The 18452-nt window shown below is 67.4% G+C and carries 16 protein-coding genes; 10 read left to right on the top strand and 6 right to left on the bottom strand.

Going from position 1 to position 18452, the window contains the following annotated elements; translation table 11 throughout:
* Positions 1–3: 3 nt before the first annotated feature.
* Both prrA and AC5Y30_RS12825 read right to left on the bottom strand, forming a co-directional pair.
* Positions 4–714, bottom strand: a complete 711-nt coding sequence (gene prrA, locus AC5Y30_RS12830; RefSeq protein WP_007777113.1) for a two-component system response regulator PrrA — start codon at positions 712–714, stop codon at positions 4–6.
* A gap of 109 nt (positions 715–823) precedes the next feature.
* Complete coding sequence (locus AC5Y30_RS12825; RefSeq protein WP_499918532.1) at positions 824–2314, bottom strand: carboxyl transferase domain-containing protein; 1491 nt, start codon at positions 2312–2314, stop codon at positions 824–826.
* Between the two features lie 27 nt (positions 2315–2341).
* Here AC5Y30_RS12825 and AC5Y30_RS12820 point away from each other — a divergent pair, with 27 nt between their 5' ends.
* The 8 genes from AC5Y30_RS12820 to AC5Y30_RS12785 all read left to right on the top strand — a co-directional run bounded on the left by AC5Y30_RS12820 (position 2342) and on the right by AC5Y30_RS12785 (position 10307).
* Positions 2342–3073, top strand: coding sequence for an enoyl-CoA hydratase (locus AC5Y30_RS12820; protein ID WP_499918531.1), 732 nt, complete (start codon positions 2342–2344; stop codon positions 3071–3073).
* Positions 3074–3078: 5 nt separating this feature from the next.
* Positions 3079–4188, top strand: coding sequence for an MBL fold metallo-hydrolase (locus tag AC5Y30_RS12815; protein WP_499918530.1), 1110 nt, complete (start codon positions 3079–3081; stop codon positions 4186–4188).
* A gap of 34 nt (positions 4189–4222) precedes the next feature.
* Positions 4223–5806, top strand: a complete 1584-nt coding sequence (locus tag AC5Y30_RS12810) for a serine hydrolase (protein WP_499918529.1) — start codon at positions 4223–4225, stop codon at positions 5804–5806.
* The gene (locus AC5Y30_RS12805) at positions 5803–8178 is read left to right on the top strand and encodes a cation-translocating P-type ATPase (protein ID WP_499918528.1); all 2376 of its coding nucleotides are present in this window, start codon (positions 5803–5805) and stop codon (positions 8176–8178) included. Before AC5Y30_RS12810 ends, AC5Y30_RS12805 begins: the two co-directional genes overlap by 4 nt.
* 67 nt (positions 8179–8245) lie before the next feature.
* A complete protein-coding gene (locus AC5Y30_RS12800) occupies positions 8246–8434 on the top strand; it encodes an antitoxin (RefSeq protein ID WP_499918527.1) in 189 nt (62 codons plus the stop codon).
* A 3-nt stretch (positions 8435–8437) separates the two neighbouring features.
* Positions 8438–8911: a type II toxin-antitoxin system Rv0910 family toxin gene (locus tag AC5Y30_RS12795; RefSeq protein ID WP_499918526.1), complete on the top strand. Its 474-nt coding sequence runs from the start codon at positions 8438–8440 to the stop codon at positions 8909–8911.
* 85 nt (positions 8912–8996) lie between these two features.
* A complete protein-coding gene (locus tag AC5Y30_RS12790) occupies positions 8997–9764 on the top strand; it encodes a VOC family protein (protein ID WP_499918525.1) in 768 nt (255 codons plus the stop codon).
* Positions 9765–9872: 108 nt separating this feature from the next.
* Positions 9873–10307, top strand: coding sequence for a hypothetical protein (locus AC5Y30_RS12785; protein WP_499918524.1), 435 nt, complete (start codon positions 9873–9875; stop codon positions 10305–10307).
* Between the two features lie 3 nt (positions 10308–10310).
* Here the strand turns inward: AC5Y30_RS12785 and AC5Y30_RS12780 are convergent, their stop codons facing one another.
* Genes AC5Y30_RS12780 through AC5Y30_RS12770 form a run of 3 tightly spaced genes read right to left on the bottom strand, consistent with a single transcriptional unit; the run spans position 10311 to position 13533 of the window.
* Entirely contained in the window at positions 10311–10790 is a 480-nt protein-coding gene (locus AC5Y30_RS12780; RefSeq protein WP_499918523.1) for a VOC family protein, read from the bottom strand.
* Positions 10790–12304 carry a carotenoid oxygenase family protein gene (locus tag AC5Y30_RS12775; protein WP_499918522.1) on the bottom strand — a complete coding sequence of 505 codons (1515 nt, stop codon included), beginning with the start codon at positions 12302–12304 and terminating at the stop codon, positions 10790–10792. Before AC5Y30_RS12775 ends, AC5Y30_RS12780 begins: the two co-directional genes overlap by 1 nt.
* 2 nt (positions 12305–12306) lie before the next feature.
* Positions 12307–13533, bottom strand: coding sequence for an acetyl-CoA acetyltransferase (locus AC5Y30_RS12770; RefSeq protein ID WP_499918521.1), 1227 nt, complete (start codon positions 13531–13533; stop codon positions 12307–12309).
* A gap of 837 nt (positions 13534–14370) precedes the next feature.
* On the opposite strand from AC5Y30_RS12770, the gene AC5Y30_RS12765 reads away from it, so the two are divergent.
* Entirely contained in the window at positions 14371–15873 is a 1503-nt protein-coding gene (locus AC5Y30_RS12765; protein WP_499918520.1) for a glycoside hydrolase family 183 protein, read from the top strand.
* Positions 15874–16037: 164 nt separating this feature from the next.
* Here the strand turns inward: AC5Y30_RS12765 and AC5Y30_RS12760 are convergent, their stop codons facing one another.
* Positions 16038–16256, bottom strand: coding sequence for a hypothetical protein (locus AC5Y30_RS12760; RefSeq protein ID WP_499918519.1), 219 nt, complete (start codon positions 16254–16256; stop codon positions 16038–16040).
* Between the two features lie 943 nt (positions 16257–17199).
* On the opposite strand from AC5Y30_RS12760, the gene AC5Y30_RS12755 reads away from it, so the two are divergent.
* Positions 17200–18432 carry a PPE family protein gene (locus AC5Y30_RS12755; protein ID WP_499918518.1) on the top strand — a complete coding sequence of 411 codons (1233 nt, stop codon included), beginning with the start codon at positions 17200–17202 and terminating at the stop codon, positions 18430–18432.
* Positions 18433–18452 lie beyond the last annotated feature (20 nt).

Genomic DNA, 18452 nt, shown 5'->3' with positions numbered 1-18452 from the left:
TGCTTACTGCATGCGCAGTACGAATCCCACTCCGCGGACGGTGTGCAGCAGCCGGGGACCACCGTTCGCCTCCAGCTTGCGGCGCAGATACCCGATGAAGACGTCGACGACGTTGGTGTCGGCGGCGAAGTCGTAACCCCACACCAGCTCGAGCAGTTGCGCGCGGGACAACACCGCAGTCTTGTGTTCGGCCAGCACCGCCAGCAGGTCGAATTCCCGCTTGGTCAGGTCGACGTCGACGCCGTTGACCCGGGCACGCCGTCCCGGGATGTCGACTTCCAGCGGCCCGACCGTGATGGTTTCCGACGAGGACGTGGCGGTGGCACCGCGGCGGCGCAGCAACGCCTTGACCCGCGCGACCAGCTCGGCGAGCACGAAGGGTTTGACCAGGTAGTCGTCGGCTCCGGCCTCGAGGCCCGCCACCCGATCGTCGACCGAGCTGCGGGCGGACAGGACGCAGACCGGGACGTCGTTGTCCATGGCGCGCAGCGCCGTGACGACGCTGACGCCGTCCAGCACCGGCATGTTGATGTCGAGCACGATCGCGTCCGGGCGCGTCTCGGTGGCGCTGCGCAACGCTTCGGCGCCGTCGACCGCGGTCGACACCTCGAATCCGGACAGCCGCAGACCGCGTTCGAGCGACGCGAGCACATCTGAATCGTCGTCGACGACCAAGACCCGCGGTGAGCTAGCGCCTGTGTCCATGCCGCCCATTTTGCCTGATTGTCGACTATGGCTGTGGGAGGCGCGACCTTGCGGCCGAGCAGTCGCAAAAGCACCCGACACGCCGAGGAAAACGGGACATTTGCGTCTGCTCGCGGGTCTACGCGCCGGGCAAACCGATGTTGCGGTAGCGCCGCAACCGGGCGGCGAGCCGCTCGGCGGCGGGGAGTTCGCGCAGCGCATGGACCTCGGCGGCGATGGCCCGCGCCAATCGCCGCGCGAACTCGACCGGCTCGTCGGCGGCGTCGGGATACTCCGGCACGACGGCGTCGACGATCCCCGACTTCAGCAGATCGGCGGACCGGATGCCTTGGGCCGCAGCGAGTTCGGCGGCGTGCTCGGTGTCGCGGAAGACGATTGCGCTGGCGCCCTCCGGCGGTAGCGGGGCCAGCCAGCCGTGCAACGCGGCGAGCACCCGATCGGCCGGCACCATCGCCAGCGCGGGCCCGCCGCTGCCCTGGCCCAGCAGCACCGACACCGTCGGGGTTTCCAGCGTCACCAACTCGGCCAGGCATTGCGCGATCTGCCCGGCCAAGCCGCCCTGTTCGGCTTCGGCCGACAGCGCCGGGCCCGCGGTATCGATCGCCAGCACCAGCGGCAGGTGTAACTCGGCGGCCAGCGCCATGCCGCGCCGGGCTTCGCGCAGCGAGGCGGGCCCCACCCCACCCTTTTCGATGCCGCCCGTCAGCCGCTGCTGCCCCAGCACCACCACGGGCTGGCCGGCGAACCGGGCCAGCGCCAGCAGCGTGGTCGCCGCGTCTCCCTGGCCGGTCCCCGACAGCAGCACCCGATCGGTGGCGCCGTGCCGCAGCAACAGGCCCACCCCCGGCCGGTCGGGCCGTCGCGACGCCACCACCGAGTCCCAGGCCGCGATGTCGGGCGTCGGTTCGGCCGGTACCGGCGCGGGCAGCGGCCCGGGAGCGTCGACCATCACGGTCATCGCACGGTCCAGCGTGCGGCGCAGCTCCTCGAGCCGGACGACGCCATCGATCACGCCGTGCCGCTGCAGGTTCTCCGCGGTCTGCACGCCCTCGGGAAAGGGTTCGCCATACAGGAGCTGGTACACGCGCGGGCCGAGAAAGCCGATCAACGCGCCCGGCTCGGCAACCGTCACATGGCCCAGCGACCCCCAGGACGCGAACACCCCGCCCGTGGTCGGATTGCGCAGATAGACCAGGTAGGGCAGGTGCGCTTGCCTGTGCAGCCGGACCGCCGCGGCGATCTTCACCATCTGCAGGAACGCGACCGTGCCCTCCTGCATGCGGGTGCCACCGGAGCTCGGAGAGGCCAGCAGCGGCAACCCCTCGGCCGTCGCCCGCTGCACTGCTACGGTGATCCGCTCGGCCGCGGCGACCCCGATCGACCCGCCCAGGAAGCCGAATTCGGAGACCACCACCGCGACCCGCCGGCCGAAGACGCGTCCCTCGCCGGTGAGCACAGAGTCGTCCAGGCCCGTCGCGGCGCGGGCGTCGGCGAGCTCCTGGGCGTAGGACGGGCTGACCGGCACGTCGAGGGGTTCACCGTCCCAGCGGACGAAGGAATTCTCGTCCAGCACCGCATCGCGGAGTTGAGCAGCCGTAATACGACTCACGAGACGAGGCTATATAGGGTGGCTGCCATGATCGGTGTTACCCAGGCCGAGGCCGTTATGACGATCGAGCTGCAGCGTCCCGAGCGCCGCAACGCGTTGAACTCCCAGCTGGTCGAAGAGCTGCGCGAGGCCGTGCTGAAGGCCGGCGACGGCTCCACCCGCGCAATCGTGCTGACGGGTCAGGGCACGGTGTTCTGCGCCGGCGCGGACCTGAGCGGTGACGCCTTCGCGGCCGACTACCCCGACCGGCTCGTCGAGCTGCACAGGGTGCTCGATGCCACGCTGATCCCCGTGATCGGGGCCATCAACGGCCCGGCCATCGGCGCCGGCCTGCAGCTGGCCATGCAATGCGATCTGCGGGTCGTCGCACCCGACGCGTTCTTTCAGTTCCCGACCTCGAAATACGGCCTGGCCCTGGATAACTGGAGCATTCGGCGACTATCGTCGCTCGTCGGTCACGGCCGCGCCCGCGCGATGCTGCTCACGGCCGAAAAGCTGACCGCCGACGTGGCGCTGCAGACCGGGATTGCCAACCGCATCGGGACGCTCGCCGACGCCCAGGCCTGGGCCGCCGAGATCGCCGGTCTGGCACCGCTGGCGATCCAGCACGCCAAGCGGGTGCTCAACGACGACGGTGCCATCGAAGAGCCCGGGCCGGTGCACAAGGAACTGTTCGACAAGGCCTGGGGCAGCCAAGACGTCGTCGAGGCCCAGGTCGCCCGGATCGAGAAGCGGCCGCCGAAGTTCCAGGGGGCCTGACGGCTATGCGCGGGACGCTACGGCTAGTCGCCGGTACGGCGTCGCTGGCGGCCGGTGGTTGGCTGGTGCGAGCGTTGCACGGCGCGCCGGACGCGCTCGGCGCCCACCCGGCATCGATCGCCGAGGCGGCCGCCGGGTCGCCGCACTACCGTGACGGTGTTTTCGTCAACGTCGAGCCCGCCTCCGAAATCAAGATGGACCGCGAGCAATTGCGGCTCATCGCGTGGGAGCTGATCGGCAACCGGGGCGGCAGCCGTCCGAAGGGGCCGATCCCGCTGGCCTCGCCGGGGATGCTCGACGCCGGCCCGGGCCGGTTGGCCGTCAGCTGGTTCGGCCATTCCACGGCGTTGCTGGAGATCGACGGCTACCGGGTGCTCACCGATCCGGTGTGGAGCGAACGTTGTTCGCCGTCGGACGTCGTGGGCCCGCAGCGGCTGCATCCGCCGCCGCTTCCGCTCGAGGCGCTGCCCGCCGTCGACGCGGTGGTGATCAGCCACGACCATTACGACCACCTGGACATCGACACGGTCAGGGCGCTGGCCCGCACTCAGCGGGCACCGTTCTTCGTGCCGCTCGGCATCGGGGCCCACTTGCGCCGGTGGGGGGTACCGGAGCCGCGCATCGTCGAACTCGACTGGCATCAGAGCGCCAAGGTCGACGAGCTGGAGGTGGTATGCGTACCGGCGCGGCACTTCTCGGGACGCTTTCTGGACCGCAATACGACGCTGTGGGCGTCGTGGGCGTTCGTCGGCCCCAAGCATCGCGCCTACTTCGGCGGCGACACCGGCTACACCAAGAGTTTCGAGCAGATCGGCGCCGATCACGGGCCGTTCGACCTGACTCTGCTGCCCATCGGGGCCTACAACACGGCGTGGCCCGACGTGCACATGAACCCCGAGGAGGCGGTGCGGGCGCATCTGGACGTCACCGACGGCGGACTGTTGGTGCCGATCCATTGGGGCACTTTCCGATTGGCCCCGCACCCGTGGGCCGAACCGGTTGAGCGCCTGCTCGCCGCCGCCGCGCCGGAGCGGGTGAAGGTGGCGGTGCCGCTGCCGGGTCAACGCATCGATCCCGCGGCGCCGGAGGAATCCGCCCCGTGGTGGCGGCTGTAGATCGCCCCGGCGCGCACGCGCGTAGGGTTCGCGCATGATCAAACGCGCGGCCGGGGCCGGCCTCACCGCGGCGCTGCTCGGGTTGACGGGTTGCGGCTCCGCGCAGCCGACCGCCGGGCCGCCGTCCACGTTGTCTGACGTCCCGCCCAACCAGGTTTCCGGCGTGGCGATCCCCGCCGGCCGCGTGGACGATGCCGTGGCGAAGCTGGACGGGCTGGTCGGCGACCTGATGAAAAGCACCGGCATCCCGGGGATGGCCGTAGCCGTCGTGCACGGCGGAAAGGTGTTGTACGCCAAAGGCTTTGGCCTAAAAGATGTGAGCCGAGGGCAAGGTTTGGACAACAAGGTGGACGCCGACACCGTCTTCCAGCTGGCCTCGGTGTCGAAATCGGTGGGCGCGACGGTGATCGCGCACGAGGTCAGCGACAACGTCGTCGGGTGGGACACGCCCGTCGCGTCCGAGTTGCCGTGGTTCACGCTGAATGATCCCTACGTCACCAGTCATGTGACCATCGGCGATTTGTATGCGCATCGCTCCGGGTTGCCGGACCACGCGGGTGACAAGCTGGAAGACCTGGGCTACGACCGCCGGCAAACGCTGGAGCGGCTCAAGTACCTGCCGCTGGACCCGTTTCGAATCAGCTACGCCTACACCAACTATGGGATCACCGCCGGTGCCGAGGCGGTGGCGGCCGCGGCGGGCAAGCCATGGGAGGAGCTGTCCGACGAGGCGCTCTACCGCCCGCTGGGCATGGCGTCGACGAGTTCGCGGTTCGCCGACTTCATCGCCCGGCCCAACCACGCCGTCAACCACATCAAGATCGACGACAGGTGGCAGGCCCGCTTCCAGCGCGACCCGGATCCCCAGTCGCCGGCGGGCGGCGTGAGCTCATCGGTGAACGACATGGCGCGCTGGCTATTGATGCTGCTGGGCAACGGAACCTACGACGGTCACCGGGTCGCGTCGCCGGAGGCCCTGCTGCCCGCCACCAGCCCGCAGATGGTGTCATCACCCGCCAAGACGCCGCAGGCGCGCACCGGCTTTTACGGATACGGCTTCAACTCCTCGGTCGATTCGTCGGGACGCACCGAGTACAGTCACTCCGGCGCTTTCGATTTGGGAGCGGCCACCAACTTCGTGGTGCTGCCTTCCGAGGATCTGGGCATCATCGCGCTGACGAACGCCGCGCCCTACGGCATCCCCGAAACGCTCACCGCCCAGTTCATGGATCTGGTTCAGTACGGTCAGATCCGCCAGGACTGGGCGCCCTTGTACAAGAAGGCGATCGGATGGCTGAACAACCCGCTCGGCTCGCTGGTCGGCCGGCAACCCCCGACCAACCCCGCCCCGGCCAGGCCGCTCGGTGACTACGCCGGCAGCTACGCCAACGACTACTGGGGACCGGCAGTAGTGACCCAGCACGACGGCGCGTTGCAACTGCGGATGGGTCCGACAAACCGGACGGCCACCCTCACCCACTGGGACGGCGACACCTTCACCTTCACGTTGACCGACGAAAACGCCCCACCCGGAACGGTTTCCAAGGCCGTTTTCGGCGACCATACGCTGAACTTGGAGTACTACGACTCGGACAAGCTGGGAACCTTCACGCGATGACTCACGCCTCTGGCCTCACCGACGCCGAAGTGGCCCAGCGGGTGGCCGACGGCAAGAGCAACGCAGTACGGGAACGCGCCACACGCAGCATCACCGACATCGTCCGGGCCAACGTGTTCACCCGGATCAACGCGATCCTGGGAGTGTTGCTGCTGATCGTGCTCGCGACCGGCTCGCTGATCAACGGGATGTTCGGGCTGCTGATCATCGCCAACAGCGTCGTCGGCATGGTGCAAGAGATCCGGGCCAAGCAGACGCTGGACAAGCTCGCCATCGTCGGGCAGGCGAAACCCTTGGTGCGCAGGCAATCCGGGACCAGGGCGGTGCCGCCCGGTGAAGTGGTACTCGACGACATCATCGAGCTGGGCCCCGGAGATCAGGTGGTCGTCGACGGCGAGGTCGTCGAGGAGGCGAACCTGGAAGTGGACGAGTCGCTGCTCACGGGGGAGGCCGACCCGATCGCCAAGGCCGTCGGCGACGCGGTGATGTCGGGCAGCTTCGTCGTCGCGGGCAGCGGCGCGTACCGCGCCACCAAGGTCGGCCCGGACGCCTACGCGACCAAGCTCGCCGAGGAGGCCAGCAAGTTCACCCTCGTGAAATCCGAACTGCGCAACGGCATTAACCGCATCCTGCAATTCATCACCTACCTATTGGTGCCAGCCGGACTGCTCACCATCTACACCCAGCTGTTCACCACGCGCGCGGACTGGCGGCAGGCCGTGCTGCGCACGGTCGGCGCACTGGTGCCCATGGTCCCCGAAGGGCTGGTCCTGTTGACGTCGGTCGCGTTCGCGGTCGGGGTCGTGCGGCTCGGTCAGCGCCGGTGCCTGGTGCAGGAGTTGCCCGCCATCGAGGGACTCGCGCGCGTCGACGTGGTCTGCGCGGACAAGACGGGCACCCTGACCGAGAGCGGCATGCGGGTGGCAACCGTGGACGAACTCGACCCCGCGGCGAATGGGATTGCCGATGTGCTGGCCTCGCTGGCCGCCGCCGATCCGCGACCCAACGCGAGCATGCGGGCCATCGCCGAGACCTATCACCGGCCCCCGGGCTGGACCGCCACGGCGACAGCACCTTTCAAGTCGGCCACCAAATGGAGCGGTGTTTCTTTCGACGGGCACGGGAACTGGGTGATGGGGGCTCCGGACGTGTTGCTCGAGCCGGCCTCGGCGGCGGCCGAACAGGCCGAGCGGATCGGCGCGCGGGGGCTGCGGGTCCTGCTGGTCGGCGCGGGTGACGTCGCCGTCGACCATCCCGACGCGCCGGGCCGCGTCACCCCGGTCGCGCTGGTGGTCCTCGAACAGAAGGTGCGCCCGGACGCGCGCGAGACTCTGGATTACTTTGCCGAACAAGGCGTTTCGGTCAAGGTGCTGTCCGGGGACAACGCGGTCTCGGTGGGCGCCGTCGCCGGGGAGCTCGGGCTGCGCGGCGAGGCGATGGACGCGCGCCAATTGCCCTCGGAACCTGCACATTTGGCCGATGCGCTGGACACCCACACCGCCTTCGGCAGGGTGCGGCCGGACCAGAAGCGCGCCATGGTGCACGCCCTGCAATCGCACGGGCACACCGTCGCGATGACGGGCGACGGCGTCAACGACGTGCTGGCCCTCAAGGATGCCGACATCGGTGTCGCGATGGGCGCCGGCAGCCCGGCAGCGCGCGCCGTGGCGCAGATCGTCTTGCTGGACAACAGATTCGCGACGCTGCCTTACGTCGTGGGCGAGGGCCGTCGGGTGATCGGCAACATCGAACGCGTCGCCAACCTCTTCTTGACCAAAACGGTGTACTCGGTCCTGCTGGCGTTCCTGGTGGGCGTCGAATGTCTGCTGGCCAAACCGCTGGGGGCCGACCCGCTGCTGTATCCGTTCCAGCCCATCCATGTCACCATCGCGGCCTGGTTCACCATCGGCATACCGTCGTTCATCCTGTCGCTGGCGCCCAACAACGAACGCGCCCACCCGGGCTTCGTGCGCCGGGTCCTCACGTCCGCGCTGCCCTGCGGACTGATCGTCGGCAGCGCGACGTTCGCCTCCTACCTGCTGGCGTATCACGGGCGTCACGCCAGCTTCGTCCAACAGGATCAGGCGTCCACGGCTGCCCTGATCACGCTGCTGATGACGGCGTTGTGGGTGCTGGCGGTGGTGGCCCGGCCGTATCAGTGGTGGCGGGTGGCGCTGGTGATCGCTTCTGGTCTGGCCTATGTCGTGATTTTCAGCCTGCCGTTGGCACGCAAGGAGTTCCTGCTCGACCCGTCCAACGTCGCGGTGACGTCGACGGCGGTGGGCATCGGCGTGCTGGGCGCCGCCGCGATCGAGGCCACCTGGTGGATCCGCGCCAAAGTGCTGGGCGTGCGGCCGCGGTTGTGGCGCTGAGCGCGCCGAACTCACCCGCAGCGGGCCCTCGCCGGCCAAGTACGATGCCGGGGAAAAGGGAGGGTGCATGGGATTCCTGGACAAGGCAAAGGACCTGTTGTCGCAGAACGCCGACAAGGTCGAGATGGCGATCGACAAGGCCGGCGAGTTCGTCGACGACAAGACGCAGGGCAAGTACACCGACACCATCCACCAGGTGCAGGAGCAGGCCAAGAAGGCCACCGGCGCTGCGGACCCCGGCGACCAGCAGAACTGAGCGATGGCGAAGCTCTCCGGATCCATCGATGTCCCGCTGCCACCCGAGGTGGCCTGGCAGCACGCCTCCGACCTGTCCCGGTACAAGGACTGGCTGACCATCCACCGGGTGTGGCGCAGCATCCTGCCCGACGAGATCGAAAAGGGCACGGTCGTCGAGTCGATCGTCGAGGTCAAGGGCATGTACAGCCGGATCAAATGGACGGTCGTGCGCTACAAGCCGCCCGAGGGCATGACGCTCAACGGCGACGGCGTCGGTGGGGTCAAGGTCAAGCTGATGGCCAAGATCGCACCCAAGGACGACGGGTCGGTCGTCAGCTTCGACGTGCACCTCGGCGGCCCGGCGCTGTTCGGCCCCATCGGCATGATCGTCGCCGCCGCCCTGCGCAGCGACATCAACCAATCGCTGGAGAACTTCGTCACGGTGTTCACCCGGGCCGACCCGAGCACCAACGGAGACGGTGCGGCTCATCGCTGATCGCCGGCGATGAGTTTCGGGCGCGGCGGCAGTCGATAGTGTGAAGCCCTTTCCTTCGGGCCCAGGACACCACCAGGAGGTCACCGTGCCTATCCGTGACTGCGCCCCGCTGGGCGCTCCATGCTGGATCGATCTGACCACATCCGACGTCGGCCGCGCCCAGGAGTTCTACGGCCTGGTCTTCGGCTGGACGTTCGAGTCCGCGGGACCCGAGTACCACGGCTACGTCAACGCCGCCAAGGACGGTCACCCGGTGGCCGGCATCATGGCCAATCGGCCGGAAGCCGAGTCGCCCGACCGCTGGGCCACCTACTTCCACACCGCCGAGATCGACACCACACTCGCGGCCGTGACCGGGGCCGGTGGTGCGGTGTGCATGGCGATCGAGGTGCCCGCCAAGGGCCACATGGCCGTCGCGACCGACCCCGCCGGCGCGGTCTTCGGGCTGTGGCAGCCGCTGGAACACCGCGGCTTCGAGCTCATCGGGGCGGCGGGTGCCCCGGTGTGGCACCAGCTGACCACACGCGGCTACGACGCGGCCCTCGACTTCTACCGCGAGGTTCTGGGATGGCAGACCGAGACTGTGTCCGACACCGACGAATTCCGTTACAGCACGGCACGATTCGGTGACGAGCAATTGCTCGGCGTGATGGACGGCGCCTTCTTGCCGGAGGAGATCCCGCCGAACTGGGTGATCTTCTTCGGTGCCGAGGACGTCGACAAGACCCTGCGGGTCATCGCCGACAACGGCGGCGCGGTGGTGCGCGACGCCGAGGACACCCCGTACGGACGGCTGGCCGCCGCCAGCGATCCGACGGGTGCGATCTTCAACTTGTCCTCGCTGCAGGCCTAGCGTCTCTGGACGGCAGCGTCACGCCGGCGTGGCCGTCGGCGAGTTGCGCCACGCTAGCGGGACGCTCGCTCACGGGAGCCGGCCCCGCAGTCCGTTAGTCTCGCTAGCATGACTCGCCGACTGCGTCCCGGTTGGCTGGTGGCCCTTTTCGCCGTCATGGTGTCGGCCAGCGCATGGCTGCCGTGGCTGCGGACGCGGGTGAACGGCGGGGGCTGGGCCAACGCCATCGGCGGCGCCCACGGCAACTTGGAGCTGCCGCGGGGGTTCGGCGCGGGTCAGCTGATCGTGCTGTTGGCCTCGACGCTGTTGGTGGTCGGCGCCATGATGGGTCGTGGTTTATCGGTGAGGCTCGCTTCGGTTGCCGCACTACTGATTTCGTTGCTGATCGTGGCACTGACGGTCTGGTACTACAAGCTCAATGTCAATCCGCCGGTGTCGGCCGAATACGGGCTGTACGTCGGCGCGGGCGCGGCCGTCGGTGCGGTCGGCTGCTCGCTGGTGGCCGTCATCGCCGCCTTGGCTTCCGGCCGGCCCGGTCGCTGACTTTCAGGCGGGTGGGAATTCGTGCTGTCCCGAGGCGCCGCTGCTCTCGGGCTCGTTGACACCGAATACGAAGGGCGCGAACACGATTTCGCGTCCGTCCGGGTCGCGGAAGGTGGCCGCCCCCGTCGCCGCCCAGTACGGGTGCTGCTCGACGGGCTCGACGCCGGCGTCGCGCAGGCGCGCGAGGGCGGCTTGCTGCGACTGCTGGTCGGGAAAGTACAGACACAGCTGTTCGTGGGGGTCCACCGCGACGTCGTCGCTGGCCTCGACGATTTCCATGGTGAGGTTCCAGCTGGGCAACCCGAAGATCGCGCCGTTGCTTCCGTAGCTGTCCCCGAAGGTCTCGTAGAGCGGCAGGCCGACCAGATCGCGGTAAAACTGCACGGTTTCAGCGAAATGTGCGGAGCGGCGCGCGAAACGGATGGCGCCGATCGGCGCGAGTTGCAGTGGCCAGTGTGTGTGGCGGCGCCTGCCGGTGCGCATCACAGTCCGATCGCGGCAGCGGCCGAGTCGGAGGTGTCCCAGCGCCGCAATTGCGCACCGGGCGCCCAGGTGGAGTGGGTCCCACTGGAAATGCGTTCGGGCAGTTGAAGTTTGCAGACCGGGCCGTCACCGACGCGGGACGCGTCGAAGACCAGACAGTAGGAGGCGTCGGTGTTCATGTCGGTGGTGAGGGTGACCAGGTAGCCGTCGTCCTCACCGACGGCGCCCACGCGTGGCGCCATCGCGGTCTCACTGCCGTAGACGCCCTCACCGAACGAGAACACCTCCTCGGTTCCGGCGCGCAGGTCGTGTTTGACCAGGCCGTCGAACAAGAACCAGCCTGGCCTGCCGGTGGCGGCATAGGTGTAGCGGTAGTCGCCGCCGACGCATTCGGGATTGATGGTGCCGAATTCGGTGATGGACTCCGAAAGCCGCTCTTCTCGTACTGCCCCGGTGACCAGATTGAACCGCCACCGGTGCAGCCGTGCCTGCAGGCGATCGAGGGCGAGGAAGCGAAACAGCTTCTCCCACTTCGTCCCGCCGGTATCGAGCGGGGACGGATCGCCCTCGAAGAAGCCGTCGAGCACGATCTCGTCGCCGTCCTCGTAGGCGTTGGTGAAGTGCAGCACGAAGGTGGGGTCGGCCTCGAACCAGCGAATGTCTGCGGTGCCGCCGCGGCGCGGGATCACCGCGAACCGCGACGGGATGTCGGGGTAGAAGCGCGGCAGGTGCACGTCGTGCTCGAGCAGCTGGGGATCCCAGAACAGCGGGAAATCGTTGAGGATGGCGTAGTTCTCGGTAAACGCCATGTCGTGGGGCAGACGCGGACCGGGCAGCGGGATGTCGACGTAGTGCGCCAGCTGGTTGTGTTCGTCGACCACGCCGTAATGCATGTACGGCTCTTGCTTGCTGTAGTTGAAGAACAGCAGTTCACCGGTTCTGTTGTCTACCTTGGGATGTGCGGACACACCCCACTCGACGGGGAAGCCGCCGCTCCAGGACTCCTTGCCCAGCGTGGCGGCCGAATACGGATCGATCCGGTACAGGTCGCCGCACTGGTAGAAACTGGTCAGCGCGATCCCGCGGTGGACGATGACGTCGGTGCTCGACGCGTCCTTCATCTTGGTACGTGCGCCCCACCCCTGTTCGCGCCGCGCCAGTTGCACGGGCTCGGCCAGACCCGGCCACAGCGGCTCACCGGCCTCGTTCTCGGCCAGAAACCCGTCCGTGCGGATAAAACGGTTGCGGTAGAACGCCTTTCCGTCACGGAAGCCGACCACGTGCACCATGCCGTCGCCGTCGAACGGATGATAGGTCTTCAGCGCCGGATGCAGCGGGTTCTCGGTGTTGCGCAGGTAGACGCCGTCCAGATCGCGGGGGATTTCGCCCTCGACAGCGCGGACGTCGTCGGCGTCCCACTCGGTGGTCTGGGGCCGCCACGGTCCGGTCCGGTAGGGATGCTCGTCGTCCTCAGGCAGCGTGGAAAGGAACTTGCCGACGATCTCAACATCCATTCTCACTCGCCTCCGGTGCCGCTGACGACGAAACTCACTGTGGTGGCGGTGCTGCCGCCGAAGTTCAGCGTGCCGAAAATTTGGGCGTCATCGACCTGGTATTCGCCGGCGTCGTCGCTGACCTGCTTGGCCGCGTCAAGCAGCATCCGCACGCCGGAGGCTCCGACCGGATGTCCGCCGCCGATCAGGCCGCCGCTGGGATTGATCGGCAAACGGCCGCCGATCTCGATCTCGCCGTTCTCGATTGCCTTCCACGATTCACCCGGGCCGGTCAGCCCAATGTGGTCGATCGCCAGGTACTCGCTGGGGGTGAAGCAGTCATGCACTTCGAATCCGTCGACGTCGTCGAGGGTGCGCCGGGCGCGGCGCAGCGCGTCGAGTACCGCGGCCCGCACATGGGGCAGGACGTACGGGTCGCCATCGGCGCGGTCGAGTTTTTGTCGCAGACCCAACCCGACGGCGCGATGGCCCCACCCGTCGATTCGGGCGATCGCGCGCGCATCGGGATGGTCGCGCAGATACGCGTCGTTGACGAGTACCAATCCGGCGCCGCCATCGGTCATTTGGCTGCAGTCGAATCGACGAAGCCGGCCTTCGGTGATCGGGTTGCTCGCGTCGTCGTCGGTGATCGGGTCGGGGACGATCCATTCCCGGGTTTGAGCGTTGGGGTTCCGCCGCGCGTTGGTGAAGTTCAGCTGTGCGATGGCCCGCAGGTGCGCGTCGTCCAGGCCGTACCGCCGGTCGTACTCGTCGGCCACTTGCGCGAACATGGATGGCCATAGGTAGCGGGCGTCGGCCCCCTCGTGCCCGGTCCACGCGGCCGCACCCAGATGCTGCGCGGCGGTGTCGCCGGGGACGGTCTTCTCCAACTCGATGCCCATCACCAGCGCGGCATCGTAGGCGCCCGATCGCAGGTCGGCCATCGCCGAGAGCGCCGCCACGCTGCCGGAGGCGCACGCCGCCTCGTGTCGTGAAGCCGGTGTATCCCAGAGGCCGTCGCAGACCGTAGCCGGCATCGCCCCGAGGTGGCCCTGACGCGCGAACATCTCGCCGAAGGCGTTGCCGACGTGGACCACCTCGATGTCGGCCGCATCGACCCCGGCCGCCGTCAGCGTGGCGTCGACGACCTCGGCGGTCAACGCGGCGAAGTCGCGGCCTTCTTTGGTGAGATTGCGAGCGAAATCGCTTTGATAACCACCGAGAATCCACACACCGGCCGAGTCATCCATACGCCGACGGTACTCCGGGACGGCGGGGATGTTCAGCGCTATCGGCCACCCGATGCGGGTCGGCCAAGAGCCGAGAAAAAGGGGCGGCCCCGTCGGCTCTCGGGCTGAACCGACGGGACCTAGACGGGTGCGCAGGCCGGCCGACGCACACGCCTCTGTTGCATCATTGCCACCGATGGGGGTCGACAAACATGCGGACCCTAACTCGTTCGCTTGTGCGACACCGTTGGCGCGCACCGGGCGGCCGACGATTTTCGTTACGCGCGTGTGCAATAGAGCTTCGGAGAATTGTGCCGGTGCAAGGCTGAGCTGCGGCAATGTGGTGCGCTTGTACCGATCGGCGGCTCGCGTCGCCGCTCGGCTTCCGACGGAGTCCGACGCGCCAACCGCCTGCGCCGAGGCGCGCACCGCCACCGGCTTCCCGGGGGCGCCCAGCAAATCTGGCGATGTCGCCACCCGCCGCGTCCCCCGACCGCCGCGCCATTGCCGCGAGGCATGTGGCGAGGCGCCCGCTCACCGCGACACAGCCGGACGGTCGAGCGATCAGCCACCTGGCGGTGACGCCGACCGCGGCCCATTTCGGCACCATGCCGGGCGCCCTTTGACCCGGTTAGCGGCCACGACGGCAAAGGCCTTAACGCTTCTCATCTCGCTCGCATGAGTGATGAGCTAATCATCTGCGGACCGCGGCGTGGGCGGGGACCGTCGCGTTGCGACACGGTCACGGATGAATACCTATCAGCTCATCACTGGTCACATTTGCCCCGCCAATCACTATCGTCACATGGGCCAGCTAAGGGACGTCATCGCGGTGTCCTACCCCTCGAAAGGTGCTACATGTCGGCGTTTCTGCGAAGTGTGTCGCTATCGATGGCGTCGGCGGCCGCTATCGGATTCGTCCTCGTGGTGGGGCCCGCGCCGGTTGCAAACGCCACACCGTGCGGGGCGCCCGAGGCGAACGTGGACCCTCCCGCCGCGCCCCCGGCCATGCCCGCGCCCCAGCCGGTCGTGCAGCCGCCGACCGGGCGCCGGCCCACCCACACGAATGACCAGGCGCCACTACCGAGGCTGGGGCCACTGATCTCGTCACTGCTCAAACCGGCCGCTCCGGGCCGCCAGTACTCCGCACCGCTGCATCCGCAAGCCGAGGTGCTGCCCCCGGGCCCCAATCCGCCCGCGCCCGGCGTCCCGCTACCGCCCAACGCAAACCAATTGCGCCCCAACGCCGCTCCCGTTCCGCAACCGCAGCCACAGCCCCAGCCGCCGCCCGAGCCGGGACCGCCGCCTCCTTCGATCGCGGGGGCTCCGACGTCGCTCGTCGACTGGGTGACCGGACCGAACGGCCCCAACAAAACCCTGCAACGTTTCAGCATCTCCGGTACCGACCTCGGAATTGCTTGGGACAACGGTGATCCCGCCAACCGCCAGGTGCTGATGGCCTTCGGTGACACCTTCGGCTACTGCAAGGTGCACGGCCAGCAGTGGCGCTACAACACCCTGTTCCGCAGCAACGACCACGACCTGTCCAAGGGCATTCACATCGCCGACGGTGTGCCGAACGACAGGTATTCCGGCTCGCCGGTGTGGGCGCCCGGACTTTCCAAGCAGGTCGTCAACACCATCCACAAAGCCGCGCACGAGACTGGGATCATCCCGACCGCGGCGATGTCGATGGGCAGGACCCAGTACATGAGCTACATGTCGATTCGCCAGTGGGGCCGCGACGGCGAATGGTCGACGAACTACTCGGCGATCGCCCGGTCCAACGACAACGGCCAGAACTGGGGGATCTTCCCGACAACCATTCGTACCGCTTCGCCGGATGCCATTCCGGGAGCGGGGTTTACGCCGGGAAACGAGAACTTCCAGATGGGCGCGTTCATGAAGGGGAACGACGGTTACCTCTACCAGTTCGGCACCCCCTCCGGACGCGGCGGCGCGGCGTTCCTCTCGCGCGTCCCGCCGAATCAATTGCCCGACCTGACCAAGTACCAGTACTGGAACGGCGACAACGGCGGCCATTGGGTGGCTAACAACCCAGGCGCGGCGACGCCGATCTTCCCGGGCCCCGTTGGCGAAATGTCGGCCCAGTACAACAGTTATCTCAAGCAGTACCTGGTGCTGTACACCGACGGAGGCAGCAACGACGTGGTGGCGCGGACCGCGCCGACGCCCCAGGGGCCGTGGAGCCCTGAGCAACCGCTGGTGTCATCCTTCCAAATGCCCGGTGGCATCTATGCGCCGATGATCCATCCTTGGTCGTCGGGCCGAGACCTGTACTTCAACCTGTCGTTGTGGTCGGCCTACGACGTGATGCTGATGCACACCGTGCTGCCGTAGCGCCGTTGCCGGCGAACAACGACTGTCGAGTGACCGGACGCTTTCGCTCGCAGACGCCCGGGGGGATGCGGGCGTCTGCGGCGTTAGCTGCCGGAAATTTGCTTTGCAAGATCAGTTAGCCAGCGGCTCAATGCTTTTCGGTAAGTCTGCCGTGGGGGTATCGGCTACTGCGGTGGCAGCGGAATCCATCGCTTACCGTCCGTCGTCCACCCGCAGGGCAGGTAGTTCCAGTGCGCGGGCGGATTGGGGTCAAAACTCAGGCATTTCGGTGCGTAGAACGAAGGGCCGGGAGGCGGTGGGGCCGGCTGATTCTCAGCGCGTGCGATGGCCCCGCTGAGCATCACGGCTCCAACGGCCATCAGTGTCGCGAATAGCTTCCGCATCGCAAACTCGGCGACTTTCGTGCCCCGACGAAGGGGGCGCTACGGTTCTTCCCTCGCATGCATGGTATCGATGCTAGCCCTCTTTTCCGTCTGGTGTGGGACTTGAGATTCTCCGGTCGGTCACCGCGCAGCCGGCGATGTGTCGACTTGGCCGTCATTGCTGTATACCGGTGGCGGCATCGGCGAGCGCGGGACAATAGGCGAAATCGAGAAACGCAACCTGGACAGGGCATCACAACGAAAAGTACGCTCGTGTCAGCGATCTATTGTCAGAGCAGAAATTGTTGCGGCACAAACCCGTGCAGCCAGGAGCATTAACAATGAGGTATCTCGATTCGAGCTCACCTTCGGCGTTTGCGGTGAGGACCTCTGAAGTTGTACTGCGCCGCCTGAGTCACGGCCCGTTGGCCGCCCGTTACCTCGCACACGCCCGTCCCTGCCTCGACAGAGTCATCTCTGAGCAAACACGCCAAGATAGTTGGCGCGCAATAGAATTCATTGCGGATAGCCATAATCGGCGCGTCGAATCCTACCTGCAACGCCGACGGCATCGTCCGTGGCGCAACCGCGGATCTTAGCCTCGCAAGCCGAGCCATCCATGTCGTGATCGGCGTTGCACAGCAACTCCGACCAGGCAGGCATGTCGCCCACGGCCGAACAACGCCGTAGCGAGATCTCGCGTCGTGCAGGTAGCCCGAGCCGCAATCTGCTGGCGCGGATCCGGGCCACGGTTGCAGTTCGCGTGTGTCACAGCAAGCCATGTGGTAGCGCTCGGCCTTAGTCCCACCGGCGGAAATGAGCCAGCCGCGTTGCGGGTCTGGATGGGGACCGGTGGTTGCGCACTCAACACGAAAGTGCGGTCAACGAATCAGTCGATGGGTATGGCGAGTCGCCGTCCGTTCCGCAGGTGAGTTCGCTACGCCATCAAATATGAGGTGCATCAATGGATTACGGGGGTTTACCGCCGGAGGTCAACTCCGGCCGGATGTACATGGGGCCCGGATCGGGGCCGATGCTCGCCGCAGCCGCGGCGTGGGATGCTTTGGCCGCCCAGTTGCACTCGGCGGCAGCATCGTATGAGTCGGTGATCTCGAATCTGACCGGCGGCTGGCAGGGTACTTCGTCGACCGCGATGTCGGCCGCGGCAGCGCCTTATGCGGCGTGGATGAGCGCGACCGCTGCCCAGGCCGAGCAAACCGCTGCTCAGGCGCGAGTGGCCGTAGTTGCCTATGAGGCCGCATTCGCCGCAACGGTGCCTCCGCCTATCGTTGCGGCCAATCGTGCCCGGTTGATGACTCTGGTGGCGACCAATCTTCTCGGTCAGAACACCTCGGCGATCATGGCCACCGAGGCCGAGTACGCCGAAATGTGGGCCCAGGATGCGGCGGCGATGTACGGCTATGCCGCCGCCTCGGCGACCGCTACACAGATGACACCACTCAGCCAGCCGCCGCAGACCGTCAACCCGGCCGGCACAGCAATACAGGCCGCTGCGGTCGCGCACGCGACCGATGGCTCTGCCGCAACAAGCACGCAAACCGTACTGCCACAGTTGATGTCGTCCGTGCCGCAGTCGTTGCAAACCCTGGCAACGCCTACGGCCGCCGCCGACCCGCCGTCGCTGCTGTCCGCGTTCGACTCGGCCCTCACCGGTCCGTTGGGGCCCGTCTCGTTGTACGGCATCGGGGGCAGTCCCTATCTGCTGGGCGTTGAGAGCTACCTGGTTCCCCAGAACGTGGCGAATGTGAACAGCGCCAGACAACGGCTCGACCGGGACAGATCGGCGCTGCGGTCGCTTGGCCTGGACCGCGGTCCGGAGACGCGGGTAGTGGGGACAACGACCACCGGCAGCGCCGGAATACCAACGGGTATAGGCCGTTCCGCAGCGGTAGGACCTTTGTCGGTACCGCGCGGATGGGCTGCGGCAGCCCCCGAAATTCGGTCGGTTGCCGCAGTATTGCCGCAGGCCAATTTCGCCGCTGCTCCGGTCGCCCTGACGGCAGAAGGGCAGGGGAGCCTGTTCGGCAACATGGCCGCTTCAGGCCTGGCGGGGCGCGCCGTGGTCGCGACCGGTGATGGTTCTGGCCGCGGAATAGGGTTCGGAGGCAATGCCTTCGGACGAACGGCGACCACTGCCACGATCATCGTCATCAATGGGGACGACGCGCAGGAATAGTCTGACGCGCTCATATCAAG

The organism is Mycobacterium sp. NGS27, assembly GCF_059813005.1.
Note: the sequence above shows the minus strand (reverse complement) of the source record. Positions and strands in the feature narration are given on the sequence as shown.

What these genes read in the sequence shown, in the direction of transcription:
- prrA (WP_007777113.1), bottom strand. Translation starts at nt 714, where the DNA reads ATGGGCGGCATGGACACAGGCGCTAGCTCACCGCGGGTCTTGGTCGTC.
- AC5Y30_RS12820 (WP_499918531.1), top strand. Translation starts at nt 2,342, where the DNA reads ATGATCGGTGTTACCCAGGCCGAGGCCGTTATGACGATCGAGCTGCAG.
- AC5Y30_RS12815 (WP_499918530.1), top strand. Translation starts at nt 3,079, where the DNA reads ATGCGCGGGACGCTACGGCTAGTCGCCGGTACGGCGTCGCTGGCGGCC.
- AC5Y30_RS12810 (WP_499918529.1), top strand. Translation starts at nt 4,223, where the DNA reads ATGATCAAACGCGCGGCCGGGGCCGGCCTCACCGCGGCGCTGCTCGGG.
- AC5Y30_RS12805 (WP_499918528.1), top strand. Translation starts at nt 5,803, where the DNA reads ATGACTCACGCCTCTGGCCTCACCGACGCCGAAGTGGCCCAGCGGGTG.
- AC5Y30_RS12800 (WP_499918527.1), top strand. Translation starts at nt 8,246, where the DNA reads ATGGGATTCCTGGACAAGGCAAAGGACCTGTTGTCGCAGAACGCCGAC.
- AC5Y30_RS12795 (WP_499918526.1), top strand. Translation starts at nt 8,438, where the DNA reads ATGGCGAAGCTCTCCGGATCCATCGATGTCCCGCTGCCACCCGAGGTG.
- AC5Y30_RS12785 (WP_499918524.1), top strand. Translation starts at nt 9,873, where the DNA reads ATGACTCGCCGACTGCGTCCCGGTTGGCTGGTGGCCCTTTTCGCCGTC.
- AC5Y30_RS12780 (WP_499918523.1), bottom strand. Translation starts at nt 10,790, where the DNA reads ATGCGCACCGGCAGGCGCCGCCACACACACTGGCCACTGCAACTCGCG.
- AC5Y30_RS12775 (WP_499918522.1), bottom strand. Translation starts at nt 12,304, where the DNA reads ATGGATGTTGAGATCGTCGGCAAGTTCCTTTCCACGCTGCCTGAGGAC.
- AC5Y30_RS12770 (WP_499918521.1), bottom strand. Translation starts at nt 13,533, where the DNA reads ATGGATGACTCGGCCGGTGTGTGGATTCTCGGTGGTTATCAAAGCGAT.
- AC5Y30_RS12765 (WP_499918520.1), top strand. Translation starts at nt 14,371, where the DNA reads ATGTCGGCGTTTCTGCGAAGTGTGTCGCTATCGATGGCGTCGGCGGCC.
- AC5Y30_RS12760 (WP_499918519.1), bottom strand. Translation starts at nt 16,256, where the DNA reads ATGCGGAAGCTATTCGCGACACTGATGGCCGTTGGAGCCGTGATGCTC.
- AC5Y30_RS12755 (WP_499918518.1), top strand. Translation starts at nt 17,200, where the DNA reads ATGGATTACGGGGGTTTACCGCCGGAGGTCAACTCCGGCCGGATGTAC.